Raw genomic sequence first — 15,966 nt, 5'->3', positions numbered from 1 at the left:
CGGCCCTCACTCCGTCGGCAGTCCCGCCGCCTTCTTCACGGCGGTGCGGATGCGCGTATATGTCCCGCAGCGGCAGAGGTTGCCCGCCAGCGATTGATCGATCTCCGCGTCGGTGGGCTTCGGCTTCTTCGCCAGCAGCGCCGCCGCCGTCATGATCTGCCCCGCCTGACAGAAGCCACACTGCGGCACCGCCAGGTCCACCCACGCCTTCTGCAACGGATGCGAGCCGTCCGGCGACAGGCCCTCGATGGTCATCACCTCGCGGCCGTCCGCGCGGCGCACCGGCGTCACGCACGAGCGCACCGCCGCGCCGTCGATGTGCACCACGCACGCGCCGCAGAGCGCCTGGCCGCAGCCGTACTTCGTGCCCGTCAACGTCAGCACGTCGCGCAGCGCCCAGAGCAACGGCATCTCCGGATCCACGTCCAGCACGTGCTCGGTCCCATTCACTCGCAGACGGATGCTCACGGTCGGCTCTCCTCGCGCGGGCACTCCGCGCCGTCCTTTACCCACGCGGCCACCAGGGCCCCGAACTCCGCCTGCGTTCCCGGCGCCGGAACCCGGTCCGCTCCGGGCTTCCAGCCCCAGCCCACCAGCTCGTCATGCGCCGAGTGCTCAATCAATTCCGCCAGGCTCTTGCCGCCGTTGCGCGCCGGGTCCTTCAACTGTTCGCACAGCGCGCGCGGCGTGCGCCCCTCCCACGCCATCACCTTGGGCGCCACGTGCCACTTGGGCGCGCCGGGGATCCGCGCGAGCTGCGCGTTGCGATCCTGGTGGCAGGAGGTGCACTCCAGGCCGGGCACGCCCTGGTCCTCGGGGCCCCGGACCACCGGCGGGTCGTGCACCTTGCCCTCTTCGCCCTGCAGCGGACTGTCGCCCGCGGGGTGGCAGTTGACGCACCGGGGATGCAGCATGACCCGGCTCGCCTCCAGGAACAGCGCTTGCGAGCGCTCCTTCTTGTCGCCAATGCCCGCGAAGGCCTCCGGCGGCCGGAGCGCCTGTGGATTCGCGGGCGGCGGCACCACGGACGGATGCGCCGCGCGGCCTCCACATCCCGCGCTGATCAGGAGCGACAGCGACAGCGCCGCCGCCCCCGCGCCCAGCACGGCTCCCAGTGCCTTCGAGCGAAGATTCATCGTGCCCCGTCCATCCCTTCGGCCAGAGGTCGTCCGGCCTCACACGCAGCGTCGCGAGGCCGGACGGGCCATGCTGCCCCGGTCCCGCCCTCCGCGAGCCTGTCAAAATGCAGCATGGCCTGTGAAGGTTTTCTTCAGAACGGGGCCAACCCTGGGAGTGGGCGGGGTCATCACGCACCGTGAGGGACGGCGGCCTTCGTGAAGGCTTCGTGCCTGGGTGACACGGGACGCGGGCGGGATTGACGGAATGTCTTTCGGGGCCGCTGGGGGTGCCGCGCAAGTGCGCGGAATCGCGTGCGCGGGGTGTTGGAACGCCATGTGTATTGGGAAGAACGCAAGGAGATAGCCCGCCATGCGCCAGAGCCCCGCGTCGTCCCTGTTCTCCCTCACCCGCCTCTTCGTCGAGCAGTGTGCCCGTTGGAGGCTGCGCGAGGAGGTCATCGCGTTCATCCTCGAGTTCGGCACTCCCGCCCGGGCGTGTGGTGCCACCCACCTCACCGTGCACGAGCGGGACCTGCCGGTCGCGCTGCGTGACTCGTCATTGGCGCGGCAGGCGCGGGGGTGGATCCTCATCCTCAATGACGAGGACCGGATCCTCACCTGCTACCGCCGCCAGGACGCCTCGCGCTTCCTCCGGCAGAAGTCCAAGCGCCGTCCCGCGGGCGTGACCCGGGGCCGCGACGACTTCCTGCGCGGCCTCCAGTTCGCTCCGGCATGAATCAGTCGAGCCCCGTCTTGCCCACCGCCCAGTAGGCCTTCACCTTCGACGTGGCGCGTTCGCCGTCGCCGCGCAGCCGCGAGCGCAGGGCCTGGATGGACTGCGCCCGGCCCGTCATCACCAGCGTCGCGCCGGGCTTCGTGCGCAGGACTTCGCGCAGCCGTTCGTGGACTTGCGCCAGGTGCGCGTCGCCTGCCGTGCGCTCCACGTCCTGGCCCTCGAAGCCCAGCTCGCGCAGCGCGGGCGCGCAGTCCTCGCGGCGTGTCACCTCGAAGATGGGGGTGATGTCGCGCTTCGCTCCGGTGCGGAACGCGTGCGCCACCGCGAAGGACGTCTCGTCACCGAAGAGCACCACCGGCGCGTCGCTGGACTCCAGCGCCACCGAGCGACGGGGGCCGAAGAATTGCACCGTGTCCCCGGTGCGCACGTCGCGGCCCCACTTCGCTCCCGGGCTGTCGCCGTGCAGGTACACCAGGAAGGCCGTGGCCCCTCGCGCTTCGTCCCACGACAGCGGCGTGTACGTGCGCATGCCCAGCCCTGGCAGGAACACCTGCACCTTGTCGCCGGGGCTCCATCCCTGCCCCCGCAGCGCGGGCCCTTCCCAGTCAATCTGTCGAAAGGCGCGCGAGACTTCGCGCACCTGGGTCACCTTCGCTTCGGTGAAGAGAAACCGGCCCAGCATGCTTCCGAGCATGGCCTTGGCGTTTGCCATTGGAGCCTCCGTTCAGGCGTTCATACGCCTCCTGCACGTGCACGGCTCGTGAAGTTGCGTGAAGGCGTCCTCACCTTGCAGGGCAGAGACCCCCACGAAAGGAAGCGGACATGGGCTCCTGGCATCCCCGGGTGCGCTGGCTTCGGACCGGCGGCGCCACTGTCCTTGCCATCCTGGCAGGCGGAGGCTGTGCGATGGGCCCGGATGAATTCGGGCCGCAGGTGACGTCGAGCTCGACGCCGCTGGACAACCCCATGTCCCAGTTCCGGGAGGTACTGGCGCCCTACGGCACCTGGATGGACCTGCCGGACGTCGGCTGGGTCTGGCGGCCGGACCCGAACGAGGTGGGCGTGGGCTTCAACCCGTATTCCACCGCCGGCCGGTGGGTTTCCAGCGACTGGGGATGGACCTTCGAGAGCGATTGGAACTGGGGCTGGGCGCCGTTCCACTATGGCCGGTGGTTCACCACGCCGACGGAGGGTTGGCTGTGGTGGCCCGACAATGAGTGGGCTCCTGCCTGGGTGGACTGGCGTTGGGGCAATGGCTTCGTTGGCTGGCAGCCCCTCTCGCCTCCGGGCATCAGCACCGGGTTGAGGTGGACGTTCGTGAGCGCGAACAACTTCGTGCAGCCCGACGTGGAGTCGCATCTCCTTCCGGAGGCGCAGGTCCAGGAGCTGATGCGCCAGACGCAGCCCGTGGGCGAGCACGTGGTGGCTCACGAGGGGTACTGGAACCGGGGGCCGGAGCCGGAGGAGGTCGCACGGGTCACCGGTCAGGAGGTGCCGCTCGCGCAGCCGATGACGCCGCCCACGGGTCATCCGCCGCGTGCATCGGCCACGAGCCCGGAAGGCGCTGCGCCTATGCAGGCTGGAGGAAGCGTCCGTCCACCAGATGGTCGATGACCTCTCGGGCGGAGTGCGGATCCAGCCTCTCCTTGGTGCCCAGCTGCGTCACCGCGCTGGAGACGGTGGTGGGCTTTTCGAAGGCGGCCAGGGCGGCGAGGAGGATGGCGCCGTCATCGCCCTGGGTCAGCGTGGGGTCGGTGAACCTTCGCGGGTTGACTGACGGCGCGCAGCTCAACGTGATTCCGTCCACCGAGCGCAGGACCGTCACCGGCTCCTTCGCCATCTTCGCGGGGGCCCGGTGGCTGCCCAGCCAGTCCCCCAGCGTGAAGCGCTCCGCCGAGGACGCGGTGTTCTTGAGCCGCGTGCGCCCGTGGAGGTCGACGTGCTTCCTCGCGTCCCGGTGCTTCCAGGCCAGCGCGTCCACCCGGTCCGAATTGCGCTGCACCGCCGCTTCCAGCTCCTTGTCCTTGAAGCGGATCATCGGCACGGACACGTCGCCGGGTTCGCGCCGCTCGAAGTAGCCGAGGAACTCCGCGAACGTCTTCGCCTCCGTCACCATGTCGAAACGCGCGGGGTGCTCCGTGACGAGCGCCCCGGGCTGCGCCTCCAGCCGCTGGTAGCCCACCACGCAGTCCATGCCGATGATGCGCTCCACCAGCCGCAGTTCCTCCGCCAGCCGCTCCCGGTTCGTGAACGGAAGGCCCCCGATGCCGGAGATTTCAATCTCCACGTTCGGATGGCGGCGGGCGGACTCGATGACTTCCAGCAGCTCGCGGTCCTTCGCGCAGGGCTTGAGCAGGCCCTTGGACATCTGCTCCAGCCGCTGCTGTTCGGAGAAGCAGCCGATGTCGATGACCATGTAGATGCGCTGGAAGGTCTCCGCCAGCGCCGAGACCAGCTCCACGCGCGGCACGCCCCAGAGGAAGTACGTGCAGCAGTGGCGCGACAGGTCCACGCCCGCCCAGGTGCTCCCCAGGAACTCCGCCGTGCTGCCCGCGAAGTCGTAGCGCATCTGCCACGTCCGGCTGGCGATCTCCTGGTGATCCCTGCGCACGTTCTCCTCGGCGCGCAGGAACGGCTTCGCGCGCCCGAAGTCCGCCTTCTGGTTGCCTCGCGCCCCGCCGCAATAGAGGCAGTTCTCGCCGCAGCCCTTCCCAGGCGCGACCCAGCCGGAGAAGGAGTGTGCGTCCATCTGGCTGAGGAAGATCTCGTTGAAGTGCGAGTAGTAGACGTCCTGCGTGTTGGTCGAGCGCTGCACGTACGCCAGCGGCAACCGGCGGGGACGGCCGTCCGGCGTCCGCGTCACGACGTTGGGCGGGGCTTCTTCTCCGTTGCAGAGCGCCAGCAGGGGGACTTCCCCATCGCCCAGGATGACGTGGTCGATGCAGTCGTAGCCGCTCAATTCCTTCCACCAGTACGACGCGGAGTTGCCTCCCACGACGATGCGGATGGACGGGTCGATCTTCCGGATGGTCCGGGCGATGAGCAGCGCGCGGTCCACGTGGTGGAACCACTTGAGGCTGATGCCGATGAGCTTCGGGCGAACGCGGGCGATGAGGCGCTCGAAGGACTGCGTCACCTCCCCTGCGCTTTCGTCCCCATCCCACAGGCGCACGAAGGCTTCAATCCCGCCGCGCCGCAGGTAGCTCGCCAGGTAGAGGATGCCGCACGTGGCTTCGCCCGTTCCGGCACCGACGAGGAGGACTGGCGAGAGGGCACGACCACTGCTCATGGGACGACCACCGGACTGGGAGGGAGACGAAGGCCAGCGTATAGGCGAATCCGGGCAGGCCCCGCGTGGATTCGTCGCCTCCCCTCCTCCCAGGCCGCCGGCCTGCTCCCTGGACGGCCCCCCACTCCAGCAGTTCAGCGAGGTGCCGGAGCAGGACCCGGGGCTTCACGGGCGGTCGTTGAGTCGGCCCGAGCCTGCCGTCTCACGGCCGCGGACACCACTCGTATCCGGCGCTGTCGCCGACGGCTTTCGTCCCCGCCTGCGCCGCCGCTTCTTCGAGGCAGCACCCTGAGGCTGTCCGCCCAACGACCGCAGCACCTGCGCGCGGACGCCGCCCTCCAATCGCAGTTGTTGCATGAGCGCCTGCACCTGCTTCGCGCCCTGCGGGTTCCGCAATCCCTCTCCCAGCCGCTCGACGATGTCGATGCGCAGCGCCACCGGCCCGATGACCTCGTAGCCGAAGGCCCGCGCGCTCCGGCCGGCCAGCGCGGAACCGTTCAGCGCCGGCTCCTGGGGAATGCCCTGCGGACACGGCGCCTGCTGGAACAGCGCCGTCAACATGGCCCGCCGCTCCAGAGCCTGGGGCGACAGGGCCTGGGTGACATAGAGGAACCGCTGGCCCTCGTGGACGCCCTGCGTCTTCAGCCGCTCGCGCGACTCCTCGTCCAGGAGCCGCCACTGTTCGCGCGCTTCGCCCTGGGAGATGACGCCCAGCCCTTCCGCCAGCTGGTAGGCCACGGCTCGCGTCGCCGGTGAGCGGCTCGCGCTCGTGAAGGACTCCGCGGGAAAGCCTCCCATGGCCTCCGTGACCAGGTCCCTCGCCAACGCCACCAACCGGCGCTCCAATCGCTGACGCGCGCCGCCCGTCCACACCTCCGGCTCCGCCAACGCCAGCTGCGGCGAGCGCCGGTCGCGCCCCCGCACCAGCCGGGCCAGCGGCTGCGCCTCGAAGGAGATTCGCCCCGTCGCGTCCACTTCAAAGGCGTCGTGCGTCGCGTCCACCACGCGCTGGACGAACTGCTCCTCCGTCATCAACGCGCCTTCCGCGCCAGGCACCTCCGTCAGCAGCAGCCCCAGCTTCGCGAAGGGATTGTCCGAGGCACCGGCCTGCGGCTGCGTGCTGGCCCTCACGAAGCGGCGCGCGCTCCTCCTCGCGGCCCGCTGCACGAAGCGCTCCACCAGCCGCTCATGCAGGGCGTCTCCCAGCGCGTCCTCGATGCGGCGCGTGCGCTCCTGCCAGTCTTCCGCGTCGTTCAGCCAGCCCGGGCGATGGCTGATGTACGTCCAGATGCGGATGGCCGCGAGCCGGTCCATCAGCGTGTGGATGTCCCCGGAGGCATCGTCCAGCGGTGACACCTGCCGGCCCAGCCACGTCGGATCCAGCTTCCCGTCCCCGGCTGTCAGCTGGAGGAACGTCTCGCGCAGCAGCGCGACGTGCTGCCCGAAGAGCCCCTTGCGGAAGTCCGGGATCTGGCAGACCTGCCACAAGAGCTCCACGGATGCCTTGTCGGTGGTGAGCTCGCGGATGGCGGGCACCGCAGACAGGCCCTTGAGCGCGTCGAAGTCGTCCGCGCGCTCCACCCGGACGAAGGCGCTGTCGCGAGGCGCCCGCGACAATGAATCCAGCAGCGCCTCCGGGCTTGCGAAGTCGAGCGAGGAATTGCGCCAGACGAGGCTGCGCACGGCCGGGAAGCGGTGGGTTTCGATGGCGGAGACGATGCGCGGCGGCAGCTCCGGCAGCGTGTTCAGCGCGCCGAAGCTCCCGTCGTTGAGGTGGCGCCCCGCGCGGCCGGCGATCTGCGCCAGCTCGTCCGGATACAGGTCGCGCTGCTCGGCGCCGTCGTACTTGGAAAGCGTCGCGAAGGCCACGTGGTTGAGGTCCAGGTTCAACCCCATGCCAATGGCATCCGTGGCCACGAGGTACTGGACCTCGCCGGATTGATACATGGCCACCTGCGCGTTGCGTGTCCGCGGCGACAGCGCGCCCAGCACCACCGCCACCCCGCCCCGCAGACGGCGCAGCGCTTCGGCCAGTTCGTAGACGCGGTCCGCGGAGAACGCGACCACCGCCGAGCGCGGCGGCAGGCTCTTCAGCGAGCGGCGCCCGGCATAGCGCAGCTGCGACAGGCGCATGGCGCGCTTCGTGGACGCATGGGGAATCAGCGCCTGCACCATGGGCCGCATGGTGTCCGCGCCCAGGAACCAGGTCTCCTTGCGGCCGCGCGCGTGCAGCAGCCGGTCCGTGAAGACGTGCCCGCGCTCCCGGTGCGCGGCGAGCTGGATTTCATCCACCGCGAGGAAGTCCACCTCCCGGTCGGTCGGCATCGCCTCCACGGTGCAGATCCAATAGTCGGGCCGGGGCGGGACGCGCTTCTCCTCGCCCGTCATCAGCGCGACCCGGCCCTCGCCCACCTTCGCGGTCACCCGGTCGTAGACCTCACGGGCAAGCAGGCGAAGCGGCAACCCGATGATGCCGGAGTCGTGCTCAAGCATCCGTTCGATGGCGCGAAAGGTCTTCCCGGTGTTCGTGGGCCCCAGCTCCGCCACGACGACGGACGGCCGGCTGGATGGGCTCGAGCTCATTGGCGAAGACTAACCCCGAACCCCCTCCTCCGCCCTGGAGGCCGCAAGGGATGTTCGCGGACAACGTCCCTGCCCGCGCCCTGCGTGGAGGCAGGCGTCAGCGAAAGGCCCTTGCCAGATACAACGGGCCCCGGGGCGGGACGGACAGGCGCGGCGCTCCCGGCACGCGGGGGCAGATGGGATGGACGGCGCCGCCCGGGCCCCCCAGCTTCCGGACACGCAGCCGCCCGGGGGCAATGCCATGGCCGACACGCATTCGCAGCCGTCCGAGACCGACCCGGGGGAGCTGGGGGTCCGCATCACGCTGCTCAACGCCGCGCTGGCGACCAAGGTCGTCTGCGTGCGGCGCTACACGCGCCACGCCCTGCTGGCGGGAGGCGCGTGTCACGAGGCGATGAAGGCCGCGTTCGGCCTGCACGCTCGAGATGAACAGGACCACGCGCTCAGGCTCGTCGAGCGCATCCAACAGCTGGGCGGCCGGCCGGATTTCAACCTTGGAGGGCTCATGTCCAGTGGTGACACCCAGGACGACGAAGGGCGGACGCTGGTGGATCTGCTGCGCGAGAACCTGGAGGCGGAGCGCGTCGCCATCGCGTCGTACCGCGACCTCATCCCCTACTTCGCGGAACGCGATCCCACCACGCGGCGGCTGCTGGAGGAGCTCCTCGACGAAGAGGAGGCCCACGCCAACGCCCTGCACGCGCTGCTGAGGCCTTGAGACCCCGGCCCGGTGGGTTCCTCGGGCGGGTCCCGAACGGACCCGCCGGGCCGAGGATCCTCAGGCGCCCGGTGCCACCTGCACGTCGCGGTAGCGCACCATCCGCTTCAGCGACGGATCCCACAGGTTCAGCCGCAGGCACCCCACGATGTCCTTCAGCGTGAGCGTGGTGACGTGCGGCCCCTGGAGCTCCGGGATGGACGCCATCGCCTCCGGCAGCCGGTAGAACGGGATGCGCGGGTTGAGGTGGTGGACGTGGTGGTAGCCGATGTTGCCCGTGAACCACTCCATCACCGGCCCGAAGCGCATGTAGCTGCTGGCCTCCAGCGCCGCGTCCGCGTGGCTCCACGACGCCTCCGGCAGGATGGCCACCTCGTCGAAGTTGTGCTGCGCGTAGAACAGGTACGTGCCCAGCGCGTACGCGGCGAACAGCGGCCCCAGGAAGGCCGTGAGGTAGACGCCCAGGCCAAACCCATGCCAGACAGCCGCGGACAGGGCCACGTGCACGCCCAGCGCCACCCCGGACGTCCAGTAGCGCTTCGGGTTCTTCACGAACGGCTGGAGGCACAGGCTGTAGAGGAACGCGGTGAAGTAGCCGAACAGCTGCGTCACCGGGTGGCGCTCCACCACGTAGCCCAGGCGCTGGGCGCCGGTGGCCTTGCGCCATTGCTCCGTGGTCCAGGTGGCGAAGGTGCCCGCCGAATCCGCCGCGATGCGGGCGGTGTTGGCGTGGTGATGGTTGTGCGTGTCATTCCAGATGCGCGACGGGGTGAGCGTGAGCAGCCCCTGCACCTGGAAGAGCGCCTTGGCCCACCGGGACTTCGGCAGGAGCGCCCCGTGCATCGCGTCGTGGAAGAGGATGAAGCAGCGGATGAGCACCAGCGCTTCAATGAGGCCGCCCACGATGCGCAGGGGCCACCAGGGCGCGGCCACCGCCAGCACCACCGCGCCCACGAGCGCGGCGTAGGTGGAGCCGAGCGCCCAGAGGGAGCGCGCGGTGTCCTGGGCCGCGTAGGGACGCGTGCGGGCAATGAGGTCCTTGCTCGATGGCGACGCGGTTCGTTCCATGGGGACAGGGCTCCGGCGGTGCCCGCCCGGCGACACACCGGGACGGATGACCGCGAGCGTTGTCCCATCCCCATGTCACGGCCGGGTCAGCGCTTCTTACGCCAGGCGCGAAGCTCCGCTTTCTTCTGCTTGCCCACCTCGTCCAGCCGGGCCTGCCAGGTTTCACGGTAGGGGCGCAGGGCCTCCGCCACGGCGCGGGCCACCACCAGGTTGCGGTACCACTTGGCGTCCGAGGGCACCAGGTGCCAGGGCGCCTGCTCGGTGGACGTGAGGGCGAAGACATCCTCATAGGCGCGCGTGTAGTCCGCCCAGTGCTTGCGGTCCTCCCAGTCGCCCGCGGCGATCTTCCACGCCTTGCGCGGCTCCTCCTCGCGAGCCAGCAGCCGCTGCTCCTGCTCCTCCTGGCTGATGTGGAGGAAGAACTTGAGGATGATGGTGCCGTGCTCCCAGAGGAGGGTCTCGAAGTCGCGGATGTGCTGGTAGCGCGACTTCCAGAGCGCCTTGGGCACCAGGTTGTTCACCCGCGCCACGAGCACGTCCTCGTAGTGGGAGCGGTTGAAGATGGAGAACTCGCCCAGGCGCGGGGTCTTGCAGTGCACGCGCCAGAGGAAGTCGTGCTCCCGCTCCTCCGTGCTGGGCACACCAAAGGAGGTGACGCTCACCCCGCGCGGATTGAGGCTGCCCACCACGTGCTTGATGGTGCCGTCCTTGCCGGCGGTGTCGCGCCCCTGCAGGACGATGAGGACGGAGTTCATCTTCGCGCCCCACAGCAGGTCCTGGAGATCGAACAGCTCCTCGCCCAGCACGTCGAACTCCGTCTTGGCCACCTCCTTGTCCGTCTTCTTCGGCGGTCCCGTGGGGGTGCGCTCCAGCTTCACCTTCGCGCCCTGCTTGTCGTTGCGGATGATGTCCATGGTCCCCTTCGCTCCTGGTGTGGGCGCAAGCGTGCCCTGAGCGAAGGCGGATTCACACCGTTCCGAACCAGGACGGCGGCAGAACGTCCGAGTCGAACCTTTCAAGGAGCATCCGGCACAGGTGGTGGCGGCAGGACAGCGTGCCGCCTCCCTCTTGGGCCGGCAGGCTGTCCAGTTTCCAGATCCTGGTTCTTGAATCCAGACAAGACGCCCCGCCAGGTGCTCCGCGAGCCCCCCGAATCCAGTCACACTCCAGCAATGCGGCTGTTTCACTGCTTGCGATTGCCTCCGCGACAAGCGGCAAAACCAGGCTCAAGAGCTGCCCTGGCGGTCCAAACAAGTCTCCAGAAATCAATTCCTCACAAGTTCTCATCTTGCCCGTCCAGCTTTCGTTCCCCCCTGTCGCCAGCCCGACCCGCCACATCACGAGAGCCAGATGTTTCGAACTTCAATGCCCCTGCCGACCCGCCTTCGTCTGTTGTCCACCCTGGCCCTGCTGCCCTCCCTGGCCAGCGCCGCCTCGACCACTGCCCCTGCTTTCGACCTGGAGCGGCTGAGCCTCAACCCCACGTCGCGCGCCGCGCTCGGCACGGCGGCGGGCAGCCTGCGCGAGCCCGGTGAGCTGCGCCTGGCCCTGGCGGCGCACTACGAGCGCTCGCCGCTCACGCTCTACCGCGATGGAGAGCGGATGGACTCGCTCGTCGGGTCGCGCACGCAAGTGCAGCTGGCGGGCACCTATACGGTGAGCAAGCGGTTCGAGGTGGGCGCCATCCTCCCCCTCATGGCCCACCAGGGCACGCGCGGGTTCTCCAACGTGGGCATGACGTCCCCCTCGTCGTGGGGCCTGGGGACGCCGGTGTTGCAGGGCCGGCTGGGGCTCCTGGATGAGGCGTCCGCGCCGGTGTCGCTGGCGGCGGAGCTGGCGGTGGGCCTGCCCGTGGGCAACAAGGACGCGCTCCAGGGCAGCGGCGGCTGGGACGTGACGCCGCGCGTGTCCGCGGGCCGCACGGTGGGTCCGGTGGTGCTGGGCCTGGAGGCGGGCGTCCGGCTGCGCAACCGCACGGCGGTGGGTTCGAACGCGGTCGGCTCGGAGCTGCCCTGGGCGGCCACCGTGGCCACCACGGGCCACAAGCTGCGCGGCGAGCTGGGCCTGCGCTCCGCGGTCCCCCTGACGGACAGCCCCATGCCCATGGAGCTGCTGGCGGGAGGCCGCTACGCGCTGGGCTCCCGGATGGAGGTGTTCGCGCTGGGCGGCCCCGGCCTGGGCACCGCGCCGGGCACGCCCGCCTTCCGCGTGATGGCCGGCCTGTCGGTGTCCGCGCTCCAGGCGGTCCAGCCGGTGATGCGTCCCCGCATCGCGGAAGCCCTTCCCCCCACGCCCGCACCCGCCCCGGTGGTGGTCACCGAAGCTCCGGAGCCGGCTCCGGTGGCCCCGCCGGTGGCGGTGGTGGACGTGTGCGCCCCGAACCAGAGCCATTCGCTGGAGCAGTGCCCGGACCTGGATGACGACAACGACGGCGTGGCCAACGCCAAGGACCACTGCCCGGTGGACCCCGAGGACCGCGACGGCTTCCTCGACGATGATGGCTGCCCGGAGGCGGACAACGACGGCGACGCCGTGGCGGACGTGGTGGACAACTGCCCGATGGTGGCCGGTCCCGCGTCGAACCAGGGCTGCCCGGCGAAGCAGAAGCAGCGGGTGGTCATCACCCAGGACCGGCTGGAGATCCGCGAGAAGGTCTACTTCGCCTCTGGCGAGGCGCGCGTGATGCCGCGTTCGTTCAACCTGCTGGACCAGGTGGCGAAGGTGCTCATCAGCCACCCGGAGTTGAAACACATCCTGGTGGAGGGCCACACGGATTCGCGCGGCCGTCCGGAGACCAACCGGACGCTGTCCCAGCAACGCGCCTCCGCGGTCGTCCAGTGCCTGGCGATGCGCGGTGTCCCGGCGGACCGGTTGATGGCCGCCGGCCGTGGCCCGGACGCTCCCGTCGCGTCCAATGACACCTCGTCCGGCCGTGAGCTCAATCGCCGCGTGGAGTTCCACATCGAGTCGGAGCCCACCTCCGGCAACGTCTCGCGCGACTGAGCCGCGGCCCAATCCCTCTCACAACCCCTTCACCGCATCCTTCTTTCAAGGAAATTCAATGACTCCCTCTTCCTGTCGCCTCCTCGTGGGGGCCCTGGCCGCGCTTTGCCTGAATACGCGTGCGACCGCCGAAGCGGCGCCGCTCACCACCGCCGTGTCTCCGGGCCAGCTGGCCGCGGCGCTTCCTGACGCGCCCCCCGCGGCGAGCGTGCCGTTCAGCATCCTGAACCTGGGGCCGGAGACGGTCATCTTCAGCGGCCCGGCGCTCTCCACCGTACAGACGACGGCGCGCTTCACGTTCGGCTCGTCGGCGCTGCTGGTGTCGTACCAGTGCGCGCTGGACAACGACAACTTCGTGGCGTGTGGCACGCCTCGCGACTTCACGAACCTGGCCGAGGGCCCGCACCAGTTCCTGGTGCGCTCCAAGGACCTGCTCGGGCTGCTGACGGACCCCACGCCGGCGACCTACTCGTGGACGATCGACCTCACGCCGCCGAAGACGACCTTCACGTCCACGCCGCCGGCCTTCACCAACGCCCTGATTTCGACGTTCGCCTTCAAGTCCTCGGAGCCGAACTCCACGTTCACCTGCGCGCTGGACAGCGGCCTGGCCCTGCCGTGCGCTTCGCCGTACCTGACGCTCCTGCTGGCGGACGGGCCGCACACGCTGGCGGTTCGCGCCCGGGACGCCGCGGGCAACCAGGAGACGGAGGCCACGACCTACTCGTGGACGGTGGACACGGTGGCGCCGGCGATTCCACGGGTGACGTCGGTGACGCCGGGCGCGACGGTGGCCGTCTCGCCTTCGGAGGTGAGCGGCCGGGGTGAGCCCGGGTCGGTGGTGCGCCTGATGATCGACGGCGTCCTGGTGGGCACGGCGGAGGTGGATGTCGCGGGCCAGTGGACGGTCGCGGTGCCGGGCACGCTGGTGGACGGGGTGCACTTCCTGACGGCGTCGGCCACGGACGCGGCGGGCAACTCCAGCCTGCCCGTGACCGTCGCCTTCACGCTGGACAGCACGGGTGCGGACACGCGCATCGTGGCGGGCCCGCCGCTGTTCAGCCCGAGCAGCAGCGCCAACTTCGCCTTCACGTCGGAGCACGCGGGCGCCACCTTCCGGTGCAACCTGGACGCGCTGTTCGCGACGCCCTGCACCGACCCGGCGGCGTATCAGGGCCTGGCGGATGGCGTGCACGTGTTCAGCGTGTTCGCCGTCGCGCCCAACGGGGTGCCGGACCTGACGCCGGCCGTGCACACCTGGAGGGTGGACACGGTGGCGCCGGTGGCTTCAGTGGTGACGTCGCCGCCGCCGGTGCTGGCCGGAACCGTGGCCTCCTTCGGCTTCGAGGCGAATGAGGTGCTGGCCACGTTCCAGTGCAGCGTGGACGGGCTGGAGTTCCAGGACTGTCTGGCGAACATCACGCTGGAGAACCTGGCTCCCGGGACGCACACACTCCAGGTCCGCGCGGTGGACGCAGCCGGCAACGTCGGCGCCGCGGCGACCTACACGTGGGAGATGACCCCGGCCGGCGGTGGCACTGACGGCGGCACCGGCGGCAACACCGATGGCGGCACCGGCAACGGCGGCAACACCGATGGCGGCACCGGCAACGGCGGCAACACCGATGGCGGCGGCACCACGGACCCGGGCCCGGGCACCGGCGGTGGTCAGAATCCGAACGACCCCGGAGTGATTGGCGGCACGCCCTACGACGAGATGCTCGGCGGCGGACTGGGATGCGGCGCCACGTCCCCTGCTCCGGCCATGTGGGTCGGCGCGCTGCTCGCGGGCCTGATGGCGCGCGCCCGCCGCCGCAAGTCCTGAGCTTGCTCCCTGGGAGGACGTCTTCAAGCAGCTGCTCCGGGGGCTCCAGCCGCGGACGTTCGAGCACCGGCCCAATTGGCTCCGGAAGGACTGACGGCATTCCCTCCCGCGCGCCTTCGCGGTGACACAAAACGGGGCGCGCGGTGTTCCCCTCCCATCGCAGCAACCGGGAGGGGAACACATGGCAGGTCATCGATTCATCGCGAGCACCCTGGGCGCCTTCGCGCTCGCCGGACTCGCGGGCTGCACCGACACCGCGGCCAACGTGGAAGCCACCGCCGGGCCCGTGACGTCCCAGGCGGAGTTGGCGTCCGTGGCCCAGGCGGCCGCCGGCAGGAAGCACTTCCAGGAGGCCCTGCCCGGCACCAACGGGCGCTCCTGCGCGACGTGCCACGTGTTCGCGGACGACACCGCGCTCAAGCCCGCGCACGTGGAGGCGCTCTGGGCCCGGAGCCCCGCGGATCCGCTGTTCAACCGCATCGACGCGGATGACCCGGCCGCCCCCGTGCCCACCTACGAGCACCTGAAGAAGGGCCTGGTGCGCGTGGTGCTCCCCCTCCCCGCGAACATGGACGTCATCGATGTTCAGGGGAACGTCATCACCGCCCCGGACCGCAAGGTGTCCGTCTGGCGCGGCGTGCCGAGCATCGCCGACACCGGCTTCTCCGGCCCCTTCCAGTTCGACGGCCGCGAAACCGACCTGGTCACCCAGGCCCAGAGCGCCGTCACCAGCCACAGCCAGGGCGGCACGGTGGCTCCGGCCGTGCTCCAGCGCATCGCCGCGTTCGAGCGCGGCGTGTTCAGCTCCCCTCGCGCCCGCTTCGTTTCGGAGTTGCTGGAGCGCGGCTGGCCCTTGAGCGCCATCCCGGATCCGGACGCCCTGCTCCTGCTCGACGCGTCCGAGCGGCGCGGCCGCGACGTCTACAACCTGGCCTGCGAGGCCTGCCACGGCGACCGCACGCGCAACCGCGTCGTGAACCGCGCCACGCACGACGCGCTCTTCTACGCGCTCAAGCCCGACGGCAACATCCAGTACACCGTCACGCCCGGCGGCACGGCCGAACCCGTGCGCGTACCCCGCCCGCACAGCGAGTTCCTCAACGCCGGCTACGCATACATGACCTACCTGGGTCAGCGCGGCGTCGTGCCCCTCTACAACACGTCCGTCGACTTCCCCCAGTACCGCTTCCGCTTCTACACGGACGGCACGCGCCAGCACGCCGTCACGGATCTGCCCCCCATCCCCGTCACCGCGAGCGGCGACCCGGATGACATCAACCCCGCGCTGGATGAGAACGGCGCGCCCATCGTGGGCCCCGCGCTCGCGGCCCAGTGGTACTCCACCGACCCCGGGCGCGCGTTGATCAGCGGAGACCCCGCGGAGTTCGAGTCCTTCGACGTGCCGTCCCTGCGCGGCATCGCCCGCACCGCGCCGTACTTCCACGACAACAGCCACGCCACGCTCGCGGAGACGGTGGACACCTACAGCCGCTTCATCCTCCCGGGCATCCCTTCCGTGGGCGCGCTGCCGGTGCACCCGCCCGAGTTCCCGGGCGGGCCGCCGGAGTCCCTCAGCCCCGCTCAGAAGAAGGATCTGCTGCGCTTCCTCCAGCGGCTGTGAACGCC

13 protein-coding genes are annotated in these 15,966 nt (G+C 70.2%); 6 read left to right on the top strand and 7 right to left on the bottom strand.

Annotated elements, in window-relative coordinates:
- Positions 1 to 6: 6 nt before the first annotated feature.
- Positions 7 to 468 (bottom strand): (2Fe-2S)-binding protein, encoded by a 462-nt coding sequence (locus tag D7V77_RS08580; protein WP_120553579.1) that lies wholly within the window; start codon positions 466 to 468, stop codon positions 7 to 9.
- Entirely contained in the window at positions 465 to 1,136 is a 672-nt protein-coding gene (locus D7V77_RS08575; RefSeq protein WP_120575780.1) for an Isoquinoline 1-oxidoreductase subunit, read from the bottom strand. The genes D7V77_RS08580 and D7V77_RS08575 overlap by 4 nt, the downstream gene beginning before the upstream one ends.
- A gap of 352 nt (positions 1,137 to 1,488) precedes the next feature.
- Between D7V77_RS08575 and D7V77_RS08570 the strand changes: the two genes are divergently transcribed.
- The gene (locus D7V77_RS08570) at positions 1,489 to 1,854 is read left to right on the top strand and encodes a hypothetical protein (RefSeq protein WP_120575779.1); all 366 of its coding nucleotides are present in this window, start codon (positions 1,489 to 1,491) and stop codon (positions 1,852 to 1,854) included.
- Between the two features lies 1 nt (position 1,855).
- On the opposite strand, the gene D7V77_RS08565 is transcribed toward D7V77_RS08570, so the two are convergent.
- Positions 1,856 to 2,566, bottom strand: a complete 711-nt coding sequence (locus D7V77_RS08565) for a siderophore-interacting protein (protein WP_120575778.1) — start codon at positions 2,564 to 2,566, stop codon at positions 1,856 to 1,858.
- A gap of 194 nt (positions 2,567 to 2,760) precedes the next feature.
- Between D7V77_RS08565 and D7V77_RS08560 the strand changes: the two genes are divergently transcribed.
- The gene (locus D7V77_RS08560; protein ID WP_199733756.1) at positions 2,761 to 3,468 is read left to right on the top strand and encodes a DUF6600 domain-containing protein; all 708 of its coding nucleotides are present in this window, start codon (positions 2,761 to 2,763) and stop codon (positions 3,466 to 3,468) included.
- Here D7V77_RS08560 and D7V77_RS08555 read toward each other — a convergent pair.
- On the bottom strand, positions 3,425 to 5,143 hold the full coding sequence (locus tag D7V77_RS08555; protein WP_120575777.1) for a radical SAM protein: 1,719 nt from the start codon (positions 5,141 to 5,143) through the stop codon (positions 3,425 to 3,427). The genes D7V77_RS08560 and D7V77_RS08555 overlap by 44 nt on opposite strands.
- Before the next feature lie 165 nt (positions 5,144 to 5,308).
- Positions 5,309 to 7,726, bottom strand: coding sequence for a helicase-related protein (locus tag D7V77_RS08550; protein WP_120575776.1), 2,418 nt, complete (start codon positions 7,724 to 7,726; stop codon positions 5,309 to 5,311).
- A 241-nt stretch (positions 7,727 to 7,967) separates the two neighbouring features.
- Between D7V77_RS08550 and D7V77_RS08545 the strand changes: the two genes are divergently transcribed.
- Complete coding sequence (locus D7V77_RS08545; RefSeq protein ID WP_158624360.1) at positions 7,968 to 8,444, top strand: bacterioferritin; 477 nt, start codon at positions 7,968 to 7,970, stop codon at positions 8,442 to 8,444.
- Positions 8,445 to 8,504: 60 nt separating this feature from the next.
- On the opposite strand, the gene D7V77_RS08540 is transcribed toward D7V77_RS08545, so the two are convergent.
- Both D7V77_RS08540 and D7V77_RS08535 read right to left on the bottom strand, forming a co-directional pair.
- Positions 8,505 to 9,512: a fatty acid desaturase gene (locus D7V77_RS08540; RefSeq protein ID WP_120575774.1), complete on the bottom strand. Its 1,008-nt coding sequence runs from the start codon at positions 9,510 to 9,512 to the stop codon at positions 8,505 to 8,507.
- Positions 9,513 to 9,598: 86 nt separating this feature from the next.
- Positions 9,599 to 10,426 carry a PPK2 family polyphosphate kinase gene (locus D7V77_RS08535; protein WP_120575773.1) on the bottom strand — a complete coding sequence of 276 codons (828 nt, stop codon included), beginning with the start codon at positions 10,424 to 10,426 and terminating at the stop codon, positions 9,599 to 9,601.
- Positions 10,427 to 10,862: 436 nt separating this feature from the next.
- Here D7V77_RS08535 and D7V77_RS08530 point away from each other — a divergent pair, with 436 nt between their 5' ends.
- The 3 genes from D7V77_RS08530 to D7V77_RS08520 all read left to right on the top strand — a co-directional run bounded on the left by D7V77_RS08530 (position 10,863) and on the right by D7V77_RS08520 (position 15,961).
- Complete coding sequence (locus tag D7V77_RS08530) at positions 10,863 to 12,515, top strand: OmpA family protein (RefSeq protein WP_120575772.1); 1,653 nt, start codon at positions 10,863 to 10,865, stop codon at positions 12,513 to 12,515.
- 58 nt (positions 12,516 to 12,573) lie between these two features.
- Positions 12,574 to 14,340 carry an Ig-like domain-containing protein gene (locus D7V77_RS08525; protein ID WP_158624359.1) on the top strand — a complete coding sequence of 589 codons (1,767 nt, stop codon included), beginning with the start codon at positions 12,574 to 12,576 and terminating at the stop codon, positions 14,338 to 14,340.
- Between the two features lie 181 nt (positions 14,341 to 14,521).
- The gene (locus tag D7V77_RS08520; RefSeq protein ID WP_120575770.1) at positions 14,522 to 15,961 is read left to right on the top strand and encodes a cytochrome-c peroxidase; all 1,440 of its coding nucleotides are present in this window, start codon (positions 14,522 to 14,524) and stop codon (positions 15,959 to 15,961) included.
- The last annotated feature ends 5 nt before the right edge of the window (positions 15,962 to 15,966 follow it).

The sequence above is a fragment of the Corallococcus sp. CA041A genome, from assembly GCF_003612075.1.
GTDB classification, from domain to species: Bacteria; Myxococcota; Myxococcia; order Myxococcales; family Myxococcaceae; genus Corallococcus; species Corallococcus exiguus.
Note: the sequence above shows the minus strand (reverse complement) of the source record. Positions and strands in the feature narration are given on the sequence as shown.